Genomic DNA, 18,331 nt, shown 5'->3' with positions numbered 1-18,331 from the left:
GGCCCCCCGTGTGACGTTCCGTCCGACGTCCCGTGGTGTTCGTCGGCGCGTTCGATTCTGCCGTACGGGAGCGGGCTCCGGCAGTCGTCGTTCCGGTCCGCTGTCAGTGGGGTCTGGGAGGCTTCCGGGATGGACGAGACCGAGATGACCCTGCAGCTCACGATCGACTGCGTCGACCCCCGGCGCCTGGTGCCCTTCTGGGCGGAGGCCCTGCGTTACGAGCCGGAGCCGCCGCCGGAGGGCCACGTGAGCTGGCTGGCGTACTGGCGGGCGCTGGGCGTCCCGGAGGAGGAGCTGGCGGACGGCGCGGGCGAGCTGCCCGAGTCCATCGTCGACCCGAAGGGCGTCGGGCCGCGCGTCTGGTTCCAGGCGGTCCCCGAGCCGAAGACCGTCAAGAACCGGCTCCACCTGGACCTGAAGGTCGGCGGCGGCCGGGCGGTCCCGCTCGCCCTGCGCCGCGAGCGGGTCGACGCCGAGGTCGCCCGGCTGACCGTCCTGGGCGCCTCGGTGCTGTACACGATGGACCGGCCGGAGGGCATGGAGTACTACGCGGTGGTGCTCCAGGACCCGGAGGGCAACGAGTTCTGTGTCGTGTGACACGCTCCGCCCCCTCCGGGCCCCGGCTCCGGCTCCGGCTCCGGCTCCGGCTCCGGGTCAGCGGATCGGCATGCCCGACAGCGTGCGGGCGATGACCAGGCGCTGGATCTCGCTGGTGCCCTCGAAGATCGTGTAGATGGCGGCGTCGCGGTGCATCCGCTCGACCGGGTACTCCCGGGTGTAGCCGTTGCCGCCCAGGATCTGGATGGCCTGGGCGGTGACCTTCTTGGCCACCTCGCTCGCGTAGAGCTTGGACATCGAGCCCTCCGCGGAGGTGAAGGGCTTGCCCGCGGTGGCCATCCAGGAGGCGCGCCAGACGAGCAGCCGGGCGGCGTCGATCTGGGTGCGCATGTCGGCGAGCTGGAAGGCGACGCCCTGGTTGTCGATGATGGGGCGGCCGAACTGCTCGCGGGTCTTCGCGTAGTCGAGGGCGACCTCGTACGCGGCGCGGGCGGTGCCCACGGCCATGGCGCCGACGGCGGGTCGGGAGGCCTCGAAGGTGGCCATGGCGGCGTTCTTCACCCGCTCGCCACCGCCCGCCTTCGCCTTCTCTCGGGCGCGGGCCAGGCGCTCGTCCAGCTTCTCCTTGCCGCCGAGCAGGCAGCTGCCGGGGACCCGGACGTCCTCCAGGACGACCTCGGCGGTGTGCGAGGCGCGGATGCCGTGCTTCTGGAACTTCTGGCCCTGCGAGAGGCCGGGGGTGTTCGGGGGCACGATGAAGGAGGCGTGGCCCTTGGAGCCGAGCTCGGGGTCGACGGCGGCGACGACGACGTGGACGTTGGCGATGCCGCCGTTGGTCGCCCAGGTCTTCGTGCCGTTGATCACCCACTCGTCCTTGGCCTCGTCGTAGACGGCGCGGGTGCGCAGGGAAGCCACGTCGGAGCCGGCGTCGGGCTCGGAGGAGCAGAAGGCGGCGACCTTCACGTCGGCGGCGTCGCCGTACATCTGCGGGATCCAGGTGCCGATCTGCTCCTCGGTGCCGTTGGCGAGCACGCCGACGGCGGCGAGGCCGGTGCCGACGATGGAGAGGGCGATGCCGGCGTCGCCCCAGAAGAGCTCCTCCATGGCCATCGGGATGCCGAGGCCGGTGGGGTCGAAGAACTGCTGGGCGTAGAAGTCGAGGGAATAGATGCCGATCTTGGCCGCTTCCTGGATGATCGGCCAGGGCGTCTCCTCACGCTCGTCCCACTCGGCGGCCGCCGGGCGCATCACATCGGCGGCGAAGCCGTGGAGCCAGTCGCGCACCTGCTTCTGGTCGTCGTTGAGTTCGAGCGTGAACTCGGCCATGTTCCCTCCCGGCGGTATGTTACTTGCGGTAACAGCAGTCTGTTACCGACGGGTAGAGGCTGTCAACCAGCAGCGGAGCGGTTCCGCCCGATCGGCACCGAGTGCCGTCAGGGTGTTACGTTGCGACAGCCTCAGGAATTCGCACGGGCGGGGAGACACGCTTATGGACACCACACACCGGACCACCACCGAGCAGCAGAAGCCGGCCGACCAACGGCGCCGCGAACTGCTGGAGGCGGCGGACCGCGTGGTGCTCCGGGACGGCCCCAAGGCCTCGATGAACGCGATCGCCGCCGAGGCCGGGATCACCAAGCCGATCCTCTACCGCCACTTCGGCGACAAGGGCGGCCTCTACCGGGCCCTCGCCACCCGCCACACCGACGCCCTGCTCTCGGCGCTCCGGGCCGCGCTGGACGCGCCCGCCGACCGCCGCCGCCGGGTCGAGTCCACCCTGGACACCTACCTGGCCTCCATCGAGGCGATGCCCCAGGTCTACCGCTTCCTCATGCACCCGGCCGAGGAGTCCCACCAGTCCGAGCAGGGCTTCGACGTGGGACGCCACTCGGCGCCGCTGCTGCGGCGCATGGGCGAGGAGCTGGGCCAGGTCATCGCCGAGCGGGTCGACCTCGGCCCCGACGGCGAGGCCCAGGCCCGCATCTGGGGCCACGGCATCGTCGGCATGATGCACGCCGCCGGGGACTGGTGGCTCGGCGAACGCCCCTGCTCCCGGGAGCAGTTGGTCCGCAGCATGGCGGACCTGCTGTGGGGCCGCCTCGCGGCGGCCGGCGACCGGCCGGACGGGCCCGGGTTCTGAGCCCGCGCCCGCACCCGCGGCGGCTACAGCGCCGCCGCCCCGCTCCCCCACGGCTCCTTCCGGATCTGCCGCAGCAGCCTGCCCCGCCGCCACCCGGTCACGTGGTCCGCGTAGACGCCGCCCTCCAGGTGGTCGGACTCGTGCTGGAGGCAGCGGGCGAAGAAGCCCGTGCCCTCGACCCGGACCGGGGTGCCGTCCACCCGGACGCCCTCGACCACGGCACGGTCGAAGCGGGGCGTCGGCGCCTCCAGGCCCGGCAGCGACAGACAGCCCTCGGGGCCGCGGTACACGTCGCCGTCGGCCTCGACCAGGCGCGGGTTGACCAGATGGCCCAGGTGCCGGACGTCCTCGTCGTCGGGGCAGTCGTACACGAAGACCCGCAGCCCCACGCCCACCTGGTTGGCGGCGAGGCCCACGCCGTTCGCCGCGTACATGGTCGCGAACATGTCCTCGACGAGCCGGGCGAGCTCCGGCCCGAAGTCGGTGACGGGCGCGCAGGGCGTGTGCAGCACCGGGTCGCCGAGCAGGGTCATCGCTCGGACATGGCCGGAACTGCCGGGGATCAAGCGGTTTCGCATGGGCGCAAGGGTACGTTCAGGGGGCAGCCACCCGCGCCACGGAGGCGCGGTTCGGGCTGCTGGCCGGATCTCGATAGGCTGAGCCCGGACCGACGCAAGGAGGAACAAGGACGATGTCAGGCAGCAACTCGGAGCCGCTGTCGCCGCGCGCGAAACTGGCCGTGACGGCGGGCAAGGCCGCCGCCGCGGTGTCGCGGGCAGCGGGACGCGGCAGCGGATCGGTGATCGGCGGCCGGGTCGCGCTCAAGCTGGACCCTGATCTGCTGGGCCGGCTCGCGCAGCACCTGGACGTCGTCCTCGTGTCGGCGACCAACGGAAAGACCACCACGACGCGACTGATCGCCGAGGCGCTGCGCGCCAGCGGCCCGGTCGTCTCGAACGCCCTCGGCGCCAACATGCCGGCGGGCATCACCTCGGCCCTGGCCGGCGGCTCGGACGCCAAGTACGGCGTCATCGAGGTCGACGAGAAGTACCTGGCGGGCGTCGCCCGGGACACCACCCCGAAGGCGATCGCGCTGCTCAACCTCTCCCGCGACCAGCTCGACCGCGCCGCGGAGACCCGCATGCTCGCGGAGAAGTGGCGCGAGGGCCTCAACGGCACCAAGGCCGTCGTCATCGCCAACGCCGACGACCCGCTGATCGTCTGGGCCGCCTCCTCCTCGCCGAACGTGGTGTGGGTGGCCGCGGGCCAGGAGTGGAAGGACGACGCCTGGTCCTGCCCCGCCTGCGGCGGTGTGATGCAGCGCCCCGGCGACGACTGGTTCTGCGGCGAGTGCGGCTTCCGCCGTCCGGCGCCGAGCTGGGCGCTCAGCGGCGACCACGTGCTCGACCCGCACGGCTCGGCCTGGCCGATCCACCTGCAGCTGCCCGGCCGCGCCAACAAGGCCAACGCCGCCACCTCCGCCGCGGTCGCCGCGGTCTTCGGGGTGCCGCCGCAGGTCGCGCTGGAGCGCATGTACCAGGTGCAGGCCGTCGCCGGCCGCTACGACGTGGTCTCCTTCCAGGGCCGCGAGCTGCGGCTCCTGCTGGCCAAGAACCCGGCCGGCTGGCTCGAAACGTTTTCCCTCATCGACCAGCCGCCGACCCCGGTCATCCTCGCGGTCAACGCCCGCGGCGCCGACGGCACGGACACCTCCTGGCTGTGGGACGTGGACTACGGCCGCCTGGCCGGCCACCCGATCATGGTGATCGGCGACCGCAAGCTGGACCTCGCGGTCCGGCTGGAGGTCGCCGGCGTGGACTTCCGCGTGTGCGAGACGATCGACGAGGCCGTGACGGTGGCACCGCCCGGCCAGATCGAGCTGATCGGCAACTACACCGCGTTCCAGGACGTCCGCCGCCGCGTCGGCAACTGACCCGACACGACCCCGCAGAAGGACTTGCAGCATGACTGACAGCAGCCTGCGTCTGGTCTGGGTCTACCCGGACCTGCTCAGCACCTACGGCGACCAGGGCAACGTCCTCGTCGTCGAGCGCCGCGCCCGCCAGCGCGGACTCAGCGTCGAGCGCGTCGACGTGCGCAGCGACCAGCCCGTCCCGACCTCCGGCGACATCTACCTCATCGGCGGCGGCGAGGACCGGCCGCAGCGGCTCGCGGCCGAGCGGCTGCTCCGCGACGGCGGTCTGAGCCGGGCGGCGGCCAACGGCGCGATCATCTTCTCGGTCTGCGCCGGCTACCAGATCCTGGGCCACGAGTTCGTCAACGACGTCGGCGAGCGCCAGGCGGGCCTCGGCCTGCTCGACGTGACGACGGTCCGCGGCGAGGGCGCCCGGTGCGTCGGCGACGTGCTCGCGGACATCGACCCGAACCTGGGCCTGCCCCAGCTCACCGGGTTCGAGAACCACCAGGGCGTCACCCACCTCGGCCCGACCGCCCGCCCGTTCGCCCGGACCGTCTTCGGCAACGGCAACGGCACCGGCGACGGCACCGAGGGCGCGTACAACGACACGGTCTTCGGCACGTACATGCACGGCCCCGTCATGGCCCGCAACCCGCAGGTCGCGGACCTGATGCTGAAGCTGGCGCTGGACGTGAACGCGCTGCCGCCGACGGACGACCGGTGGTACGAGGCGCTGCGCGCCGAGCGCATCGCGGCGGCCTCGCAGCCGGCCTGACGGCCCGTATCGCCCCGGTCCGTACATCTCTCGTACGAAAGTACGTTGTCCACTGTGCGGACATCCGGTTCGGCCCCGCCACCCTGCACCGATAGGGTGGCGGGGATCCAGCCGGACGACGTGGTCCGGGAGTCGGCCCACGTTGCAAAGGTTTTTGGGCTATGCGCATTGGTGTGCTCACCTCCGGCGGAGACTGCCCCGGTCTGAATGCCGTCATCCGGTCCGTCGTGCACCGCGCCGTCGTCGACCACGGTGACGAGGTCATCGGCTTCCACGACGGGTGGAAGGGCCTCCTGGAGTGCGACTACCGCAAGCTGGACCTCGACTCGGTGGCGGGCATACTCGCCCGCGGCGGCACCATGCTCGGTTCCTCCCGGGTCCAGCCCGCGCACCTGGTCGACGGCGTCGAGCGCGCCAAGGGCCACGTCGCGGACCTCGGGATCGACGCGATCATCCCGATCGGCGGCGAGGGCACCCTCAAGGCCGCCAACCTGCTCTCCGAGGCGGGCCTCCCGATCGTCGGCGTGCCCAAGACCATCGACAACGACATCGCCTCGACCGACGTCACCTTCGGCTTCGACACCGCCGTCACGGTGGCCACCGAGGCCCTGGACCGGCTGAAGACCACCGCCGAGTCCCACCAGCGCGTGCTGATCGTCGAGGTCATGGGCCGGCACACCGGCTGGATCGCGCTGCACTCCGGCATGGCCGCCGGCGCGCACGCGATCGTCGTGCCCGAGCGTCCCTTCGACATCGACGAGCTGACCGCCCGGGTCGGCGCCCGCTTCGAGGACGGCAAGCGCTTCGCGATCGTGGTGGTCGCCGAGGGCGCGAAGCCCCGCGAGGGCTCGATGGAGTTCAAGACCGCCGGCACCGACATCTACGGCCACGAGCGCTTCACCGGCGTGGCCAACCAGCTCTCCGCCGAGCTGGAGCGGCGCCTCGGCAAGGAGGCCCGCCCGGTCATCCTCGGCCACGTCCAGCGCGGCGGCACCCCGACCGCGTACGACCGCGTCCTCGCGACCCGCTTCGGCTGGCACGCGGTGGAGGCGGCGCACCGCGGCGACTTCGGCATGCTGACGGCGCTGCGCGGCACGGAGATCGAGCTGGTGCCGCTGGCGCAGGCCGTGGAGACCCTGAAGACGGTCCCGGCGGAGCGCTACGCCGAGGCCGAGTGCGTGCTCTGAGGCACCCCGTCACCCCAGGAACCGCCCCCGGTCGCAGTCGCGGCCGGGGGCGGTTCTAGTCTGGTGCGGACAACAAGCGCGAATCGGGCTCCAGGAGTAGAAAAATGGATCACAGCGGGCACGGCATGACCATGGATCTGCCGCCGTTCACGCTGGGGCGGGCCCTGGAGTTCTCCCCCGACCTCTTCTTCCTGATCGGCTGCGTCGCCGGGCTCGGGCTGTACGGCTGGGGCGTGGCGCGGCTGCGGAAGCGCGGGGACGCGTGGCCGGTGAGCCGGACGGTGTTCTTCGCGGTGGGCGTGCTGAGCATCGCCCTGGTGATGTGCACCAAGCTCAACGACTACGGCATGGTCATGTTCAGCGTGCACATGGTGCAGCACATGGTGATCTCCATGCTGTCGCCGATCCTGCTGCTGCTCGGCGCGCCGGTGACGCTGGCGCTGCGGGCGCTGCCGGTGGCGGGGCGGGGCTCCACGGGTCCGCGCGAGCTGCTGCTGAAGCTGCTGCACAGCCGGTACATGCGGATCATCACGCACCCGGCGTTCACGATCTCGATGTTCATCGCGAGCCTGTACGGGCTGTACTTCACCCCGCTGTTCGACACGCTGATGGGCTCCAAGGCGGGCCACATCGGGATGATGGTCCACTTCCTCATGGTGGGCCTGGTCTTCTTCTGGCCGATCATGGGCGTCGACCCGGGCCCGCACCGCCCCGGCTACGTGATGCGGATGCTGGAGCTCTTCGCGGGCATGCCGTTCCACGCGTTCTTCGGCATCGCGATGATGATGGCGACCGAACCGCTGGTCGAGGTGTACAAGAACCCGCCGGCCTCGCTCGGGATCGACGCCCTGACCGACCAGAACGCGGCGGGCGGCATCGCCTGGGCGTTCAGCGAGATCCCGTCGGTGCTGGTGCTGATCGCCCTGGTCTACCAGTGGTACCACTCCGAGCAGCGCCAGGCGGTCCGCAAGGACCGGCAGGCGGACCGGGACGGCGACAAGGAGCTGGAGGCGTACAACGCGTACCTGGCCTCGCTCCAGGGGCGTCCCTCGCAGTAGCGCCCCCTGGTTCCGCCCCTAGCACGGTTTCCCCGCCGTCGCAGGGCTGGCGCCCGGCCCGTCCCAGGAGTCACGATGGCTTCGAGGAGGGCTGAGCGATGATGTCCGGTCCCACGAAGACGATGGCGGCGGTCACCGCCGCCGCCCTGGTGCTCACCACCGCGTACACGGTGGCGCTCGGCAGCAGCGGCTGGCTCTGGTTCGGCTGGGTGATTCTCGGCGTGGTCACGATCGGGATGGCCGCCGCGGACAGCGGCGAGCCACGGGCCGGGCGCCCGCGTCCACGCCCGAAGCCCCAGCCCTGACGGGGCCGCGCACAGCTTGTCCGACGTCCGACGGGGGTTGCCGGTGATCTATCACGTCCTCAAGCACCTGCTCTTCGGTCCGCTCCTGAAGCTGCTGTTCCGGCCCCGTGTGGAGGGCCTGGAACACGTGCCGGAGGAGGGCGCGGCGATCGTCGCCGGCAATCACCTGTCCTTCTCGGACCACTTCCTGATGCCGGTGATGCTGGACCGCAGGATCACCTTCCTGGCCAAGCAGGAGTACTTCACGGGCCCGGGCCTGAAGGGCCGGCTGACGGCCGCGTTCTTCCGCGGCGTCGGGCAGATCCCGGTGGACCGCTCCGGCAAGGAGGCGGGCCGGGCGGCGATCCGGGAGGGGCTCGGGGTGCTGGGCCGCGGCGAGCTGCTCGGCATCTACCCGGAGGGGACCCGCTCGCACGACGGGCGGCTCTACAAGGGCAAGGTCGGGGTGGCCGTGATGGCGCTGACCGCGGGGGTGCCGGTGGTGCCCTGCGCGATGGTCGGGACCTTCGAGATCCAGCCGCCCGGGCGGGTGCTGCCGAGGATCCGGCGGGTCACGATCCGCTTCGGGGAGCCGCTGGACTTCTCCCGCCACGCGGGGATGCAGGGCGAGCGGGCCGTGGTCCGGGCGGTCACGGACGAGATCATGTACGCGATCCTCGGGCTGTCCGGGCAGGAGTACGTGGACGCCTACGCGGCGGACGTGAAGGCGGCGGGCGGCACGGACGAGGGACCGGGGAAGTTCCCGCCGGCCTGACGCCCACAGCGGATCCGCGCACGGCGAAAGGGCCTGGGCGGCGCGGCCCCCGGCCCGTAGCGTCCCCCGCATGACCAAGGGAAACGCGTTCGTGCTGGGAGCGACGGGACAGATCGGGCGGGCGGCCGTGCGGGCGCTCGTCGAGGACGGCTGGGAGGTGACGGCCGCCTCGCGCCGCGGCGGCCGGGACGAGAGGTGGCCGGCGGAGGTCCGGTCGGTGGCGGTGGACCGCACGGAGGAGGGGGCGCTCGCGACGGCGCTCGGCGGGGGCACCGACGTCCTGGTGGACGTCGTGGCCTTCGACGCCGCGCACGGGCGGCAGCTGACGGGGCTCGCCGAGCGGATCGGATCGGCGGTGGTGATCTCCAGCGCCGCCGTCTACCAGGACGCGCAGGGCCGCAACTTCGACACGCAGGACGAGCCGGACGGCTTCCCGGACTACCCGCTGCCGGTCCCGGAGACCCTGGGCACGGTCGCGCCGGGCGACAGCTCGTACAGCACCCGGAAGGTGGCGCTGGAGCGGGAGCTGCTGGCGGCGGCCGGGAGGCTGCCGGCCACCCTGCTGCGGGCGGCGGCCGTGCACGGCCCGTACAGCCCGGGGCCGCGCGAGCTGTGGTTCGTCAAGCGGGCGCTGGACGGGCGCCCGGTGCGCATCCTGGCGGAGGGCGGGCGGTCCGTCTTCCACCCGGTGCACGTGGACAACCTGGCGGAGCTGGTCCGGCTGGCCGCCGCGCAGCCGGGGACGCGGGTGCTCAACGCCGCCGACCCGCAGGCGCCCTCGGTGGCCGAGATCGGCGCGGCGATCGACGCGGCGATGGGCGTGAGCAGCGAGACGGTCCTGTTCGACGGGGCGCCCGGGAAGGACATGGTCGGCTACACGCCGTGGACGACGCCCCGCCCGATGGTCTGCGACATGGCGGCGGCGGAGCGGGAGCTGGGCTACCGGCCGGTGACGGGGTACGCGGAGTCGCTGCCCGGCACGATCGAGTACCTGGCCGCCGCGGTGGCGGAGCGGGACTGGCGGGAGGCCTTCCCCGGTCTGGTGAAGTACGGCGTGGACTTCTTCGACTACGCGGCGGAGGACGCCTGGCTGGCCGCGCGCTGACACGCGGAGGGGCGGCCGCCGTACGGCGACCGCCCCCCTGTGGTGCGGGTGTTACGGCTTGGGCGTGGCGTGCGGCTCGCACGTCACGTCCTGGCTGTCGACCTTGCCCGTGAGCAGGTAGGCCTCGACCTTCGGGTTGATGCAGGAGTTCACCAGGTTGGTGACGCCGTGCGAGCCGGCGCCCTTCTCGGTGATCAGGCGCGAACCCTTGAACCGCTTGTGCAGCTCGACCGCGCCGGCGTACGGCGTCGCCGCGTCACGCTCGGACTGGACGATGAGCACCGGCGGCAGGCCCTTGCCCGTCTTCACCTGGGTGGGCTGCTGGCGCGGCCCGGACCAGGTGGCGCAGGGCAGGTTCATCCAGGCGTTGGCCCAGGTCATGAACGGGTTCTGCTCGTGCAGGCGGGAGTTGTCCCGGTCCCACTTCTTCCAGCTGGTCGGCCACGGCGCGTCGGCGCACTCGACGGCCGTGTAGACCGCGTTGCCGTTCTCCGAGGCGATGTTGCCGGCGGTGTCGGTGAGATCCGGGGCGGCACCGTCGATGAGCGGCTGCGGGTCACCCTGGGCGTAGGCGCTCCAGGCCTCGGCGACCGGGATCCACGAGGAGTCGTAGTACGGCGCGCTCTGGAAGAAGTTGATGAGCTCGGCCGGGCCGACCTTCCCCCCGAGGGGGGCCTTCTTGGCGGCGGCGCGCAGGGTCACCCACTGCTGCTGCACCTCGGCGAGGGTCTTGCCGAGGTGGAAGGTGTCGTCGTGCTGGGCGACCCAGGTCATCCAGTCCTTGAGACGGCCCTCGAAGGCGATGTCCTGCTCCAGGTTGGCCTGGTACCAGATGTTGCTCTTCGCCGGGTTGACCACGCTGTCGACGACCATGCGGCGCACGTGGTCCGGGTACATCGTGCCGTAGACGGCGCCGAGGTAGGTGCCGTAGGAGACGCCGACGAAGTTGAGCTTCTTCTCGCCGAGCGCCGCCCGGATGACGTCCAGGTCACGGACGGTGTTGCGGGTGGTCATGAAGGGCAGCATGTCGCCGCTCTTCTCGGCGCAGCCCTTGGCGTACGCGGCGGCCAGCTTGCGCTGGGCCAGCTTGTCCGCCTCGCTGTCCGGGACCGGGTCCAGCTTCGGGCCCTTGACGAAGTCCGTCGGGTCGACGCAGGAGATCGGCGCCGAGTGGCCGACGCCGCGCGGGTCGAAGCCCACGAAGTCGTAGGCCTTGGCGGCGTTCGCCCAGATCTTGTTGTTCGTGGTGACGCGGCGCGGGAAGCGCAGACCGGAGCCGCCGGGGCCGCCCGGGTTGTAGAGCAGCGCGCCCTGCTTCTCGGCCGGGGTGCCGGTCGCGCCGATGCGGTCCACGGCGATCTTGATGGTCTTGCCGTTGGGCCGCGCGTAGTCGACCGGAACGGTCACCCAGCCGCACTTGATGGGCTTCTCGAGCCCCCAGTCGGCCGGACAGTCCTGCCAGTCGATGCCGGCCTTCGCGGCGCGGGCGGCGGCGATGGTCGCGCCGCGCGCCTCGTCGTCGCGGTCGTGGCGGCTCTGCGCGCCGGCCGTCGGTGCGGCCAGCGCGCCGACTATGAGCGTCGCCGTCATCAGAGTGCCGGCGGAGCCGAGCACTGCTGTACGTCTCAAGTGGTTCCTCCCCCTCGGTGGGCGCCGCCCCCGTGGCAGCGCCGTGGTGGGCTGTCCGGGGGATCCTTTCGTCCTTGGGGCCTCCGGTAAAAGGGCGTACGCGTGTTTCTTTGCCGAACCAATAACCGGAGAGCGGTGTACCGCTGAGCGGGACTCACTTCGGAGCGAGCAGCTCCAGGCCCTCGTCCAGGGCGCGGCGCAGCGCGAGCGCGTCGGGCGCGACGGCGGTGACCAGGGCCGCGGGACCGGCGAGGGGCACGAGCACGGCATGCTCGCCGAGGAGCCGGGATTCGACCGGTTCGCCCCTCTCGCCCCCTTCTGCGAGGAAGGCCGGGTCGACCACCAGGAGTTGCCCGGTGGCCCGGTGACCGCCGAGGACGGCGGGTCCGTCCCAGCCGCCGGGGGCGCCCGGCCCGTACCCCAGCTCCTGGTCGAGCAGGGGACGGCCGGCGCGCCGCACGGTGAGCCGGGTGGCGAGGGTGCCGGGCCGTTCGCCGTGCCGGCCGAGGATCTGCTCCTCCCGGAGCACCAGCCGGGCGCCCTCGGCGAGTTCGACCGTGGTCCGCATCCGCAGCTCGGAACCCTCCGCCGAGACCAGCTGCTCGGGCAGCCAGCGGAGCTCCGCCCCCTCCCCCACGGTGAGCCGGAGGTCGTACGTGGCGGGGGCCGAGTCGACGCCGGGCAGGGCGACGGTCGCCGCGGCGGAGTCGACCAGGAGCCGCGCCCCGTCCCGTACCTCGGCCTCCAGGAGGAGCCGGTCGCCGCCCAGCGGGGCGCTCATGGCGCCGACGACGGTGACCCGGGTGTACGGGCCGGGGGCGCGGGTGCGGCGCAGGGCGAGCGGCCCGTCGCTCTCCAGGACGGGGAGCGAACCGTCCGGCGCGGCGACGATCCGGGCGGTGGCGCGCAGGCTCATGCGGTCCACGCGGCGAGCCGGGCCCGGACCCAGTCGGCGACCGGGGCGACGCCCTCGGCGGAGCGGAGCGACTGGAAGGCCACCGGCAGCTCGCCGCGCTGGGCGGCGGCGTCGCCGGCCATCCGGTCCAGGTCGGAGCCGACGTGGGGGGCGAGGTCGGTCTTGTTGACGACGAGGAGGTCGGCGGTGGTCACGCCGGGGCCGCCCTTGCGCGGGATGTCGTCGCCGCCGGCGACGTCGATGACGAAGATCTGGGCGTCGACCAGGCCCCGGGAGAAGGTGGCGGTGAGGTTGTCGCCGCCGGACTCGACGAGGACCAGGTCGAGCGGGCCGACCGAGTCCTCCAGGTCCTCGACGGCTTCGAGGTTGGCGGAGATGTCGTCCCGGATCGCGGTGTGCGGGCAGGCGCCGGTCTCGACGGCCTGGATCCGCTCGGGCGGCAGCACGGCCTCGCGGAGCAGGAACTCGGCGTCCTCCCGGGTGTAGATGTCGTTGGTGACGACGGCGAGGGAGAAGCTGTCGCGGAGCTCGCGGCAGAGGGCGGCGACGGTGGCGGTCTTGCCGGAGCCGACGGGGCCGCCGAGTCCGATGCGCAGGGCGCGGCGGGTGCCGTCGGGGCGGCGGGCGTCGGCGGAGACGGCGTGGATGTGGTCGTGGCCGTGGTCGAGGTGCATGGGGGCTCCAGGGTTGTCGGGGTGCGGGGGCCGCTCGGGGGGACTACCGCGTACGCGGCGCCCCGCGGCGTCCTCGGGTGCCGGGGTGCCGGGGTGCTCGGGCGCCGTGGTGCTCGGGGTGCCGGGGTGCTCGGGGTGCTCGGCGCGCCGAGGCCGTGGTTCAGGAGGCGAAGAGGCGGACCGGCCAGGTCGCGTGCTGTTCGGCCGTGAGGTCGAGCAGCGGGGCGGAGGCGGCGGGCAGGGCGTCCACGTCGTCCTCGCGGGCCGCCGCCGCGGCCCGGGCGGCGACGTGGTCGAGGTCGGGGGCGAGCCGGGCGAGGACCGCGGTGGCCTGGAAGGGGTCCAGGCCGAGCAGGCGTACGGCGGCGGTGGCGGGTCCGCTCACCGTCTCGTAGCCGACGCAGTGCGCCGCGTCCTCGGGGCCGAGCCCGGCGGCGCGGGCCGCGGTGCCGAGGACCACCGGCTGGTGGGCGCCGCGCGGGAACGCGGTGGACAGCCGGTCGAGTTCGGGGCCCGGCCAGGCCGCGCGGGCGGCCCGCATCATCTGCCGGCCGAGTCTGCGGGCGGTGGCGCGCAGGGCGGGCGAGGGGGTGCGGGCGTCGGCGGCGGCGTCGAGTGCGTACGGATCGGCGCCGAGCGCCGCGGCGGCGGCGAGGGCCGCCGCGGTGAGCCCGGTGGTGTGCAGCCGGCCGCGGCAGAAGGCCTCCAGGTCGGCGGCGTCCTTGAGCCGGCCGGCCTTGACGGCGGCCTCGGCGCCGCCCGAGTGGGCGTGCCCGCCGGCGGGGAAACGCCCGTCGGCGAGCACGAGGAGTGCGGATCTCATGGAGTGCGGGGCCCGTCAGAAGAGGAAGTAGCGCTGGGCCATGGGCAGTTCGACGGCGGGAGCGGGTTCGACCGCTTCGCCGTCGATGCTCACCGAGAAGGTGTCGGCGTCGACCTCGACCCGGGGCAGCGCGTCGTTCTCCCGCATGTCGGCCTTGGTGATCCGGCGGGTGGAGCCGATCGCGGTGAACTCCTTGTGCAGGCCGAGCTTCCGCGGCAGGTCGTCCTCGATCGCCGCCTCGGCGACGAAGTTGACCGAGCCGGCCGCGGCCGCCCGTCCCAGCGCGCCGAACATCGGGCGGGGAAGCACCGGTTGGGGGGTGGGGATGGAGGCGTTGGCGTCGCCCATCTGCGCGTAGGCGATCTGCCCGCCCTTGATCACGACGAGCGGCTTGACCCCGAAGAAGGCCGGCTCCCACAGCACCAGGTCGGCCAGCTTGCCGGGTTCGACCGAGCCGATGAGGTGGCCCATGCCCTGCGCGACGGCCGGGTTGATCGTGTACTTGGCGACGTAGCGCCGGGCCCGGTGGTTGTCGGCGTCCCCGTCGCCGGGGAGGGCGCCGCGCCGCCTCTTCATCACGTGGGCGGTCTGCCAGGTCCGCATGATCACCTCGCCGATCCGTCCCATGGCCTGGGAGTCGGAGGAGATGATCGAGATGGCCCCGAGGTCGTGCAGGACGTCCTCGGCCGCGATGGTCGAGGGCCGGATCCGTGACTCGGCGAAGGCGAGGTCCTCGGGGACGGCCGGGTTGAGGTGGTGGCAGACCATCAGCATGTCGAGGTGTTCCTCGATGGTGTTGACGGTGTGCGGCCGGGTGGGGTTGGTCGAACTGGGCAGCACGTGCGGCTCGGAGACCACGGTGATGATGTCCGGGGCGTGCCCGCCGCCCGCGCCTTCGGTGTGGTACGCGTGGATGGTGCGGCCGCCGATGGCGGCGAGGGTGTCGCCGACGAAGCCCGCCTCGTTGAGGGTGTCGGTGTGGATGGCCAGCTGGGCGCCGGTCTCCTCGCAGACGCTCAGACAGGCGTCGATGACGGCCGGGGTGGCCCCCCAGTCCTCGTGGATCTTGAAGCCGAGGGCGCCGCCGCGCAGTTGGGAGTGCATGGCCTCCCGGGACATGGTGTTGCCCTTGCCGAGCAGACCGATGTTGACGGGGAAGGTGTCCAGGGCCTCGAACATCCGGGCCATGTGCCAGGGGCCGGGGGTGATCGTGGTGGCCTTGGTGCCCTCGGCCGGGCCGGTGCCGCCGCCGACGAGGGTGGTCACGCCGGTGGCGAGGGCCTGCTCGACGACGGTCGGCGAGATGAAGTGGACATGGGTGTCGACGGCGCCGGCGGTGAGGATCCGCCCGTTGCCGACGATCACCTCGGTCTCGGGGCCGATGACCAGCTCGGGGTGGACCCCGTCCATCGTGTCGGGGTTGCCGGCCTTGCCGAGGGCGGTGATCCGGCCGTCGCGGATGCCGATGTCGGCCTTGACGATGCCCCAGTGGTCGATGACCACGACGCCGGTGATCACCGTGTCGGGGGCACCCTCGGCGCGGGTGGTCCTGGACTGGCCCATGGACTCCCGGATGACCTTGCCGCCGCCGAACACGGCCTCCTCGCCGGCCCGGCCGGGCCCGCCGGAGCGGTCCTCCTCGATCTCGACGAGCAGATCGGTGTCGGCGAGCCGGATCCGGTCGCCGGTGGTGGGGCCGAACAGGTCGGCGTACACGGCGCGGTGCAGCTCAGGCACGGTCGCCTCCTTCCGGCCGGGTGGTGTCCAGGGGTCCGGCGGTCTCGCCGCGCAGCCCCGGTACGACCCGGCGGCCGGCGATCGGCACCAGCTCGACCTCGACGGGGATGCCGGGCTCGAAGCGGACGGCGGTGCCCGCGGCGATGTTCAGCCGCAGCCCGCGCGCGGCGGCGCGGTCGAAGTCCAGACCGGGATTGGCCTCGGCGAAGTGGTAGTGGGAGCCGACCTGGACGGGCCGGTCGGCGGCGTTGAGGACGGTGAGGCGGCTGACCGGGCGGCCCTCGTTGAGGACCACGGGGCCGTCCGCGTACAGGATCTCTCCGGGGATCATCGGCCGTGCCCCCTCAGATGATCGGCTCATGCACGGTCACCAGCTTGGTGCCGTCGGGGAAGGTGGCCTCGACCTGGACGTCGTGGATCATCTCGGGGATGCCGTCCATGACGTCGTCGCGGGTGAGCACCTTGCGGCCGGAGGCCATGAGTTCGGCGACGGTCCGACCGTCCCGCGCGCCCTCCAGGACGTGCGAGGTGATGAGCGCGACGGCCTCGGGGTGATTGAGCAGGACGCCACGGGCCCGGCGCTTCTCGGCCACGTCCGCCGCGACATGGATGAGCAGCCGTTCCTGCTCATGGGGGCTGAGTTGCACGCTTCCACCTCACTGTCGTCCACCGGGCATGACTCCCGGACGCAGGGACCCTAACGATCTTCAACACTCTGTTGACGTCGGGGGAAGGGCCTGCGGGCCAGACATTGCACGTTAGGGCGGAAGTTTTTCCTGCTGGTTAACTCGGGCTTTGCGACGCCGTGGAGTTCAGCACGCGGGAGTACGGGGTGGACGATTCCCGGCCACGGACTTCCCGTCGCCGGGGTCGGGGCTCGTATACCTTCACGGGCCCCGACCGAACGCGCTCGACGCGAAGGCGTTCGCCCCTGCCTCAGCCGCCGACGCCGGGGGCGCCCGGCGCGCCCGGGTCGCGGTGGTGGGCGGCGATGCCGAAACGGCGCTGTTCACCCGGAGCGGACGCGATCGTGTGCACGGCGGCGACCGAGCTGATCGCCCGCTCCTCGGACGGCTGCTCGGCCGCCTCGAGAAGTTCCAGGTCAGCGGCGGACACCAGGGCGACGAGCGGCTTGCCGTGGCGGGTCACGACCACGCGCTCATTGCCGTAGACGACACGGTTGATCAGATCGGCGAGCTCTGCGCGCGCTTGCGTCACCGGAATCTCGTAGGCCATGCTCCTCATCTTACGGTCTGTACGTCCTGTACATTTTTTACAGACAGAGGAGTACGCCATGCACGAGGCCCGCTACGTCCTTCCCGAGTTCACCGAGCGCACCGGCTACGGCAGCCGCACCCTCGACCCCTACTCGAAGCTGCTGGAAGGACGCATCGTCTTCCTCGGCACGCCGATCGACGAGACCTCGGCCAACGACGCCATCGCCCAGTTCCTGTACCTGGACCACGCGTCCCCCGGGCAGCCGCTCTCCCTCTACATCAACTCCCCCGGCGGTTCGATCAGCGCCATGACCTCGGTCTACGACACGATGCGGACACTCTCCTGCGAGGTGGAGACCACCTGCCTCGGCCAGGCCGTCGGGCCCGCCGCCGTCCTGCTCGCGGCCGGCTCGCCGGGGCGGCGGCTGGCGCTCCCGGGGGCCCGGATCGTCCTCCAGGAGCCCACCATGGACGAACCGTTGCAGGGGCAGCCGAGCGATCTGGACATCCACGCCCGGGAATTGCTGCGCCAGCGCGAGCTGGTCGTCGGCCTGCTCGCCGAGCACACCGGACAGAGCCGCGAGCGGACCGGCGCCGATCTGGACCGGACCACCGTCCTGGACGCGCCGGCCGCGCTGGCGTACGGCCTGGTGGACCACGTGGTTCAGACCCGCGCCCACTCGACCGGCGCCGGGGAGGGGTGATCCCGCGATGGTCCCGGAGCTGCCGCCGCTCCCCGCACTGACCCGCGCCGAGGGCGAGTTCGTCGACACGTACCTCGAAGTCGTGGACCTCCTGGGGCGGATCAATCCATCCAGATCCACGCATACCTATGGGGCCCTGCGCGCCGCTCAAGCGCTGGTGGGGCGGGCGACGGCGCTGCGCGACGCCCTGACGCTCATGCATATGCGGGGCGAGAGCGAGGTCCACGCCGACACATTGGCGCGCGCGTTACGGGTGTTGGACGGAGAGCGACGGGCCGGCCGGGTCACCGTCCCCGAAGAGCCCGCGAGTTGACACTCCGGCGTGTCGTGTCGAGGTCCACCCGGGGCACGGAAAGCGCAGAATCACTCCCTCGTTCGGCGTAGTCGACGTATCGACATAGAACCCGGACGAGTTGCGCAACAGGAGTACGCATCTGGCGGAATCGGGCGTTCCGTCGCAGGTGCGGGGCTCATCGGCCAAACCTCCGAAGATCGAGAAACGAGACTGTCCACCCGTATGGATCAGTCGTGAGGAGCCTCACATATCGCCGTTTCAGCTCGGATTTCGCCCTGTCCGTGGGTCAAGATCCTCGTCGACGACAAGCCCCCGCCACCCACGGCGGGGCGGTCCGGGCGGACGCCGAGTCCTGCCGCCGTCCCGGACGTCTGGTCGACAGGAGTGGATCGGCAGGAGTGGAGGACCCGAGCAGTACGGGACGTTCGCGAGCAGTACGGGACGTTCCTCGGGGTGAAGCCGCAGCCGCGGCCGGGCATCTTCGCCTGCCCGAACCCGACAGGTCATCCTTCACAGGCGGCTGACGAAGGGTTGCG

21 protein-coding genes and 1 riboswitch are annotated in these 18,331 nt (G+C 72.2%); of the genes, 11 read left to right on the top strand and 10 right to left on the bottom strand.

Features of this window, described 5'->3' with window-relative positions; all coding sequences use genetic code 11:
- Nucleotides 1–129: 129 nt before the first annotated feature.
- Nucleotides 130–597 carry a VOC family protein gene (locus ABD981_RS33880; RefSeq protein WP_046907696.1) on the top strand — a complete coding sequence of 156 codons (468 nt, stop codon included), beginning with the start codon at nt 130–132 and terminating at the stop codon, nt 595–597.
- Nucleotides 598–654: 57 nt separating this feature from the next.
- On the opposite strand, the gene ABD981_RS33875 is transcribed toward ABD981_RS33880, so the two are convergent.
- Nucleotides 655–1,884 carry an acyl-CoA dehydrogenase family protein gene (locus ABD981_RS33875; protein ID WP_046907697.1) on the bottom strand — a complete coding sequence of 410 codons (1,230 nt, stop codon included), beginning with the start codon at nt 1,882–1,884 and terminating at the stop codon, nt 655–657.
- Nucleotides 1,885–2,047: 163 nt separating this feature from the next.
- Between ABD981_RS33875 and ABD981_RS33870 the strand changes: the two genes are divergently transcribed.
- Nucleotides 2,048–2,698, top strand: a complete 651-nt coding sequence (locus ABD981_RS33870) for a TetR/AcrR family transcriptional regulator (protein ID WP_046907698.1) — start codon at nt 2,048–2,050, stop codon at nt 2,696–2,698.
- 23 nt (nt 2,699–2,721) lie between these two features.
- On the opposite strand, the gene def is transcribed toward ABD981_RS33870, so the two are convergent.
- Nucleotides 2,722–3,276, bottom strand: coding sequence for a peptide deformylase (def, locus tag ABD981_RS33865; RefSeq protein ID WP_046907699.1), 555 nt, complete (start codon nt 3,274–3,276; stop codon nt 2,722–2,724).
- Between the two features lie 113 nt (nt 3,277–3,389).
- Between def and ABD981_RS33860 the strand changes: the two genes are divergently transcribed.
- The 7 genes from ABD981_RS33860 (at nt 3,390) to ABD981_RS33830 (ending at nt 9,800) form a co-directional block, all read left to right on the top strand.
- Nucleotides 3,390–4,631: a Mur ligase family protein gene (locus ABD981_RS33860; protein WP_046907700.1), complete on the top strand. Its 1,242-nt coding sequence runs from the start codon at nt 3,390–3,392 to the stop codon at nt 4,629–4,631.
- Between the two features lie 31 nt (nt 4,632–4,662).
- Nucleotides 4,663–5,391, top strand: a complete 729-nt coding sequence (locus tag ABD981_RS33855; protein ID WP_046907701.1) for a type 1 glutamine amidotransferase — start codon at nt 4,663–4,665, stop codon at nt 5,389–5,391.
- 161 nt (nt 5,392–5,552) lie between these two features.
- Entirely contained in the window at nt 5,553–6,578 is a 1,026-nt protein-coding gene (locus ABD981_RS33850; protein WP_046907702.1) for a 6-phosphofructokinase, read from the top strand.
- A gap of 104 nt (nt 6,579–6,682) precedes the next feature.
- Nucleotides 6,683–7,636: a cytochrome c oxidase assembly protein gene (locus ABD981_RS33845; protein ID WP_046907703.1), complete on the top strand. Its 954-nt coding sequence runs from the start codon at nt 6,683–6,685 to the stop codon at nt 7,634–7,636.
- Between the two features lie 98 nt (nt 7,637–7,734).
- A complete protein-coding gene (locus tag ABD981_RS33840) occupies nt 7,735–7,941 on the top strand; it encodes a hypothetical protein (RefSeq protein WP_240495204.1) in 207 nt (68 codons plus the stop codon).
- A 43-nt stretch (nt 7,942–7,984) separates the two neighbouring features.
- On the top strand, nt 7,985–8,695 hold the full coding sequence (locus tag ABD981_RS33835) for a lysophospholipid acyltransferase family protein (protein ID WP_046907704.1): 711 nt from the start codon (nt 7,985–7,987) through the stop codon (nt 8,693–8,695).
- Nucleotides 8,696–8,765: 70 nt separating this feature from the next.
- Complete coding sequence (locus ABD981_RS33830; protein WP_205628158.1) at nt 8,766–9,800, top strand: NAD-dependent epimerase/dehydratase family protein; 1,035 nt, start codon at nt 8,766–8,768, stop codon at nt 9,798–9,800.
- Between the two features lie 51 nt (nt 9,801–9,851).
- Here ABD981_RS33830 and ABD981_RS33825 read toward each other — a convergent pair whose 3' ends face one another.
- The 8 genes from ABD981_RS33825 to ABD981_RS33790 all read right to left on the bottom strand — a co-directional run bounded on the left by ABD981_RS33825 (nt 9,852) and on the right by ABD981_RS33790 (nt 16,815).
- The gene (locus ABD981_RS33825; protein ID WP_046907746.1) at nt 9,852–11,390 is read right to left on the bottom strand and encodes an alpha/beta hydrolase; all 1,539 of its coding nucleotides are present in this window, start codon (nt 11,388–11,390) and stop codon (nt 9,852–9,854) included.
- Nucleotides 11,391–11,583: 193 nt separating this feature from the next.
- Nucleotides 11,584–12,345: an urease accessory protein UreD gene (locus ABD981_RS33820; RefSeq protein ID WP_046907705.1), complete on the bottom strand. Its 762-nt coding sequence runs from the start codon at nt 12,343–12,345 to the stop codon at nt 11,584–11,586.
- Nucleotides 12,342–13,019 (bottom strand): urease accessory protein UreG, encoded by a 678-nt coding sequence (gene ureG, locus ABD981_RS33815; protein ID WP_046907706.1) that lies wholly within the window; start codon nt 13,017–13,019, stop codon nt 12,342–12,344. Before ureG ends, ABD981_RS33820 begins: the two co-directional genes overlap by 4 nt.
- Before the next feature lie 160 nt (nt 13,020–13,179).
- Entirely contained in the window at nt 13,180–13,842 is a 663-nt protein-coding gene (locus ABD981_RS33810; RefSeq protein ID WP_046907707.1) for an urease accessory protein UreF, read from the bottom strand.
- 15 nt (nt 13,843–13,857) lie between these two features.
- On the bottom strand, nt 13,858–15,579 hold the full coding sequence (locus ABD981_RS33805; RefSeq protein ID WP_046907708.1) for an urease subunit alpha: 1,722 nt from the start codon (nt 15,577–15,579) through the stop codon (nt 13,858–13,860).
- Complete coding sequence (locus ABD981_RS33800; RefSeq protein WP_046907709.1) at nt 15,572–15,910, bottom strand: urease subunit beta; 339 nt, start codon at nt 15,908–15,910, stop codon at nt 15,572–15,574. Before ABD981_RS33800 ends, ABD981_RS33805 begins: the two co-directional genes overlap by 8 nt.
- Nucleotides 15,911–15,923: 13 nt before the next feature.
- Nucleotides 15,924–16,226 carry an urease subunit gamma gene (locus tag ABD981_RS33795; RefSeq protein WP_046907710.1) on the bottom strand — a complete coding sequence of 101 codons (303 nt, stop codon included), beginning with the start codon at nt 16,224–16,226 and terminating at the stop codon, nt 15,924–15,926.
- A gap of 289 nt (nt 16,227–16,515) precedes the next feature.
- On the bottom strand, nt 16,516–16,815 hold the full coding sequence (locus ABD981_RS33790; protein ID WP_046907711.1) for a type II toxin-antitoxin system Phd/YefM family antitoxin: 300 nt from the start codon (nt 16,813–16,815) through the stop codon (nt 16,516–16,518).
- A gap of 58 nt (nt 16,816–16,873) precedes the next feature.
- Between ABD981_RS33790 and ABD981_RS33785 the strand changes: the two genes are divergently transcribed.
- Together ABD981_RS33785 and ABD981_RS33780 are read left to right on the top strand one after the other, a co-directional pair.
- A complete protein-coding gene (locus tag ABD981_RS33785; RefSeq protein WP_046907712.1) occupies nt 16,874–17,500 on the top strand; it encodes an ATP-dependent Clp protease proteolytic subunit in 627 nt (208 codons plus the stop codon).
- Nucleotides 17,501–17,507: 7 nt separating this feature from the next.
- Complete coding sequence (locus tag ABD981_RS33780) at nt 17,508–17,813, top strand: hypothetical protein (RefSeq protein WP_046907713.1); 306 nt, start codon at nt 17,508–17,510, stop codon at nt 17,811–17,813.
- 340 nt (nt 17,814–18,153) lie between these two features.
- A riboswitch (cyclic di-AMP (ydaO/yuaA leader) is annotated at nt 18,154–18,329 on the top strand.
- The last annotated feature ends 2 nt before the right edge of the window (nt 18,330–18,331 follow it).

Origin of the sequence: Streptomyces showdoensis (assembly GCF_039535475.1) — a bacterium.
GTDB classification, from domain to species: Bacteria; Actinomycetota; Actinomycetes; order Streptomycetales; family Streptomycetaceae; genus Streptomyces; species Streptomyces showdoensis.
Note: the sequence above shows the minus strand (reverse complement) of the source record. Positions and strands in the feature narration are given on the sequence as shown.

Bases quoted from the DNA above. Each gene is read 5' to 3' on its own strand.
- ABD981_RS33850 (WP_046907702.1), top strand. From the start codon at position 5,553: ATGCGCATTGGTGTGCTCACCTCCGGCGGAGACTGCCCCGGTCTGAAT.
- ABD981_RS33870 (WP_046907698.1), top strand. From the start codon at position 2,048: ATGGACACCACACACCGGACCACCACCGAGCAGCAGAAGCCGGCCGAC.
- ABD981_RS33840 (WP_240495204.1), top strand. From the start codon at position 7,735: ATGATGTCCGGTCCCACGAAGACGATGGCGGCGGTCACCGCCGCCGCC.
- ABD981_RS33785 (WP_046907712.1), top strand. From the start codon at position 16,874: ATGCACGAGGCCCGCTACGTCCTTCCCGAGTTCACCGAGCGCACCGGC.
- ABD981_RS33820 (WP_046907705.1), bottom strand. From the start codon at position 12,345: ATGAGCCTGCGCGCCACCGCCCGGATCGTCGCCGCGCCGGACGGTTCG.
- ABD981_RS33825 (WP_046907746.1), bottom strand. From the start codon at position 11,390: ATGACGGCGACGCTCATAGTCGGCGCGCTGGCCGCACCGACGGCCGGC.
- ABD981_RS33875 (WP_046907697.1), bottom strand. From the start codon at position 1,884: ATGGCCGAGTTCACGCTCGAACTCAACGACGACCAGAAGCAGGTGCGC.
- ABD981_RS33845 (WP_046907703.1), top strand. From the start codon at position 6,683: ATGGATCACAGCGGGCACGGCATGACCATGGATCTGCCGCCGTTCACG.
- ureG (WP_046907706.1), bottom strand. From the start codon at position 13,019: ATGCACCTCGACCACGGCCACGACCACATCCACGCCGTCTCCGCCGAC.
- ABD981_RS33880 (WP_046907696.1), top strand. From the start codon at position 130: ATGGACGAGACCGAGATGACCCTGCAGCTCACGATCGACTGCGTCGAC.
- def (WP_046907699.1), bottom strand. From the start codon at position 3,276: ATGCGAAACCGCTTGATCCCCGGCAGTTCCGGCCATGTCCGAGCGATG.
- ABD981_RS33810 (WP_046907707.1), bottom strand. From the start codon at position 13,842: ATGAGATCCGCACTCCTCGTGCTCGCCGACGGGCGTTTCCCCGCCGGC.
- ABD981_RS33800 (WP_046907709.1), bottom strand. From the start codon at position 15,910: ATGATCCCCGGAGAGATCCTGTACGCGGACGGCCCCGTGGTCCTCAAC.
- ABD981_RS33790 (WP_046907711.1), bottom strand. From the start codon at position 16,815: ATGGCCTACGAGATTCCGGTGACGCAAGCGCGCGCAGAGCTCGCCGAT.
- ABD981_RS33855 (WP_046907701.1), top strand. From the start codon at position 4,663: ATGACTGACAGCAGCCTGCGTCTGGTCTGGGTCTACCCGGACCTGCTC.
- ABD981_RS33830 (WP_205628158.1), top strand. From the start codon at position 8,766: ATGACCAAGGGAAACGCGTTCGTGCTGGGAGCGACGGGACAGATCGGG.
- ABD981_RS33860 (WP_046907700.1), top strand. From the start codon at position 3,390: ATGTCAGGCAGCAACTCGGAGCCGCTGTCGCCGCGCGCGAAACTGGCC.
- ABD981_RS33780 (WP_046907713.1), top strand. From the start codon at position 17,508: ATGGTCCCGGAGCTGCCGCCGCTCCCCGCACTGACCCGCGCCGAGGGC.